The sequence below is a fragment of the Chitinophaga sp. genome, assembly GCF_036569185.1.
Taxonomy (GTDB): Bacteria; Bacteroidota; Bacteroidia; order Chitinophagales; family Chitinophagaceae; genus Chitinophaga.
Genome location: NZ_DATCRD010000211.1, coordinates 1 through 4,065 on the forward strand (window position 1 = coordinate 1; position 4,065 = coordinate 4,065).

A 4,065-nucleotide genomic window follows, 5' to 3' on the forward strand; every position below is an offset into this window, starting at 1 on the left:
CAGCATTTGTGCAGTAGCTGCCAGCGAGAAAGGCTGCGGCTCCGGTTCTTTTCCTTCTTCCACAGGCGGTGGTGGCGGTGGTGGTGGCACTACACTGGCAATGGCTGCCATAATAGCTCCTATGATATCGAACACCATACCGATATGAGGTACCGGTAATAAGGGTGAAGGGGGAAATACGGAATCATGAAAATCGATTCCTATACCGAGGTCAAAATATTTTGCGGCGGGCATTCCCGGGAAAGCGGGTAATATACTGGCCATTCCTTTCTGGAGATGGTCCAGTGAGTTTTTCTTTTCTGCAAATAATGCCCCGAAGCCTTTATTTTCTACAGCCATGATATGATTACTTTATTCCCTTGCGGGATATGTTTTTTTAGTGATCATCTTCTCCTGCTATCCGGGTTTTACCCCACTTAATACCTGGTGAAACATTGCATGTATTTTCTTTGAAAATTCAGATTCCTCAATAAAATCAGGTACTGTCAGCACGTAATAATAAATCCTGCTGAATACCAGGTTAATATCATAGGGTTCGAAATCCGAAGCTCCTTCAAACTCAAACAAGGTAGCGATGCCATCCAGTTTAACGGTCTTCGCTTCCAGGGAAAAACATCCCTCTCCATTCAGTTCCGTGTTATAACCGTTTTCCAGATGATATTCCAACATGGCTTCATCTTTATAAAACAACAGCGTTTCCTCGATATCAGTTTTATTATAGTCAAATTTGTAAGGCATTTCCAGTGCCTTATTCTTTACTGCTTCAAATACTTCCTGTATTGGCTTTTCTGAATAAAAACCATATAGTTCTCCTGTCCAGTTCATAGTTTATAAATTTTAGCCGACGCATCCCGTCTTAACATCTTCTTTTAGTCTGTACTTTTTCCCCTTTAATTCTCTTAATTCAATATCTTCTTCAATATAAAGCCGTTTTACGCCATCCTGCCGGTCTACTCTCTTCACTTTATTTTTATCGATTTCAAAGGAAATATAACGCTGGCTCTTTTCATTGGTTAAGCCCATCTGGCCCCGGGCTTTAGAGGCTTTCAGCTCTTCGGGTGACATTGTTGTCACATACACGGCTTTGGGTTTTCCTGATATCGCTCCTTTTCCTCTTTTTCCGGGGTCGCTCATGTTAATTTTCCCGCTTCCCATAATGCCATTGTAACCATCCACACTCGTATAGTGGTATACCCTTATCATTTCTGCGCCTTCCAATCCCCATGCGTCTACCCATGTATTGGGATCACGCACATAAGCATAAAGATTGAATTCGCCGGAAGCTAACCTGATCGGGTCCTGGGAAATAAACATTCCGCTGTCTGGTTCGTAGTATCTGAACCTGTTATAGCGCAATCCAGTTTCCCTGTCTTCATACTGCCCCTGATAAAGATAATTACAAAAAGTTCTATCACCATGCAGTTGCCGCACTTTCCCATAGCAATCCAGTTCCCGCTCCCATACTTTGTTTCCTGAAGCGTCGAAGGCATACGTGGGTGTGCCCAGGTGATCAGTTATAATACTATAGGCACCATTGGCGGTGAGTTTAGCGCAGGGCACAAAAGAATTCTCTTCAAATATCCAGGTCACCAGGTTTTCTACGGGTTCCTGCTCCAGCTCTAATGCGCCATCTGCCACGGCCTGCAAATGCGGGGGATAATCGCCGGTATACTGCCATTCATGCAAGGGTACATTGCCATCCCAGAGCCAGCGGGTTACCTGCTGCTTCCGTTTATTTACCCTGGCAATACGGCGGCCTAAGGGATCATAACTAAAAACAATTTCGGCGCCATTGGGAATAATCACTTTTCCCAGCAATCCATTTGCCTTCCATTCATATGCCCAGCCGGTATGACTGCCATTGAGCGCTATTTTATTTGCTTTTGCCCAGGGGCGTTTATCTTCTGCAGTACTATTACTATTGCGCCGGAATTCCTTGAAAATAAGATTTCCTTCACCGTCGTAGTAATAAAAATAATCAGGACATTCCAGCAGCCGTCCGCCTTTGCCGTATACGCGGTCTTTCCGTGCGGGCGTTTTAAAAAGGTGCCCCAGCTTATCGGGTACCCGGTAAATTGTTTCGGCTGCGGTTCCTCCTGTTTGGCCGTAGCTGGCGCTCACCAGGTTATCAAATTCATCATAGGCGAACTGCGTATGCGTACCGCTCATCTCATTAACAATACGCCGCAGCTGTGTATTTCTATCCCAATCATACCGTATACGGCTTTGTTCTGTTTTACGTACGCCAATAGATTGCCGGAATATCTTTCCTTCTTTATCCCGTTGCGTTTCTACAGTTACCCCGCCTGAAAGCTGCCGCAATACCTCCAGCCCGCTTTCGTTATGTTTCCACTGCGCCTGCCAGCTATCCGCATGTCCGTTGGATGCCTGCATTTTTTCTACCAGTCCCGCTCCATTATGCTCTAACGTGATAGCAGCTCCCAGGCTACTTTCCAGAAGCACCGGGTCGCCCCATTCATTATACTGCCGGGTTACAGTATAGGCTCCCTGCATCTCGCCAATTACACGGCCATAATGATCCCGTTGAATGGTAATAGCGCCATCTTCATTAAAAGCGCCTGTAAGCAGCCCGTCTTTGTTATATCCATAAGCCGTTACACTTCCATCATAATGCTCTTCCCGCACCAATAAACCCGTGCCATCATAATCGCAAACGGTCCAGCGGTTATCAGGACGGATCACTTTTTTCATCCTTCCGGCAATGTCCCGCTCGTAGTGGTAATGCACGCCATCAAAGCCCCATTCATTGATCACATTGCCATTGGCATCCTGTTCCAGCCGGTACAATTCACCTCCTTCATTGGCGATACTGCGCAGCTGCAACTCCTTATCATAATTAAACCGGATATTCACGCCCTGCTGGCTTCTTCCCGTTAATACGCCCAGCGGCCCATAACTAAATTTAACCTCGCGCTGCCCATCTGCCGCCTGCACCAGGTTATCAGCAGCATCATAACTAAAATGCTGAATGGTACCATTGGCTTCTTCCATACGGATCATATTCCCGCAGGCGTCGTAATTATATTCGTACCAGTAACCTGTTTCGGTGATCTCTTTTACTAACTGGCCCAGTTCATCGTACTTCCAGTGCAATTCCGCATTTTCCGGTGAAATGAGCCGGGTAAGATTATGCTGCTCATCATATGCCAGCCTGAATATGCGTCCATTGTTGTAAGTGATCTTTGTAAGATGAGTACCTGTATACCCATACCGGATAATATTTCCGTCAATAGTCTTTCTTCTTTCCAGTAATCCCTGTTCGTTGTAGTCCCATTGCTGCTTCCTGCCAGCGGGTGTTTTAATCCCTTCCAGCCGTTGCGCTTCATCATAGTAGAACGTGGTGGATTCTCCATTTTCATTGGTTTCCTTTACTTTATTTCCATACGCGTCATATTCAAACTTCATGGTATTCCCTGCAGGATCTGTAATTACTTCCAGTTCTTCATAAAGATTATATTGTTGCAGCACAACGCCGCCGTTGCCATCTACGATTTTGCTGATCAGGTTACGATCATCGTAACAGTAAATGGTGGTATGCCCAAGACCGTTAGTAACGATTGTTTTTCCTTTCTCATACTTTGCATGATATTCCAGTACGCCTTCATCTCCCCAGGTATGTGTACAACGGGCATCTTCCCCTTTGCCGTCGTATTCCCAGTAAAAGTTCATTCCCGTTTGACTGGTGAGGCGTACCAGTAGATGTCCCTTGTAAAAAAAGTATTTGCTTACATCCCGTGCATTGGTGGTACTTGCCAGGTTACCCGCTTCATCATAGGCGTAACGCACCAGGTTAATACGGGTGGCTGCTTTGTGGGTATGAATGCATTCAATGCGGCCCTGCTCATCTGTAGTTACATGCAGCACGCGGTTGCTGCTGTCGATGATCTGTTGCAGATAGCCGTGACCGTTATACCGGAACTGTATATGGAACCCTGCGGGGTTGCGGATCTCAGCAAGCATACAACTTCCGTCCGGCGCCGGCTTCGCATTAAACCGGTAAATAAGCTGCTGCCTGTTTTCCAGGTAATAACCGCTGCTGTCGCG

The 4,065-nt window shown here is 46.2% G+C and carries 3 protein-coding genes; all 3 read right to left on the minus strand.

Annotated elements, in window-relative coordinates; all coding sequences use genetic code 11:
- Positions 1–339, minus strand: a 339-nt coding sequence (locus tag VIM72_RS16110; RefSeq protein WP_332003850.1) for a hypothetical protein, incomplete at its 3' end; no start/stop codon positions are given.
- A 57-nt stretch (positions 340–396) separates the two neighbouring features.
- Positions 397–825 carry a hypothetical protein gene (locus tag VIM72_RS16115; RefSeq protein ID WP_332003851.1) on the minus strand — a complete coding sequence of 143 codons (429 nt, stop codon included), beginning with the start codon at positions 823–825 and terminating at the stop codon, positions 397–399.
- Between the two features lie 12 nt (positions 826–837).
- A partial coding sequence (locus VIM72_RS16120) for an RHS repeat-associated core domain-containing protein (protein WP_332003852.1) occupies positions 838–4,065 on the minus strand: 3,228 nt, incomplete at its 5' end.

Coding starts and splice junctions, on each gene's coding strand:
- VIM72_RS16115 (WP_332003851.1), bottom strand. CDS start 825: ATGAACTGGACAGGAGAACTATATGGTTTTTATTCAGAAAAGCCAATA.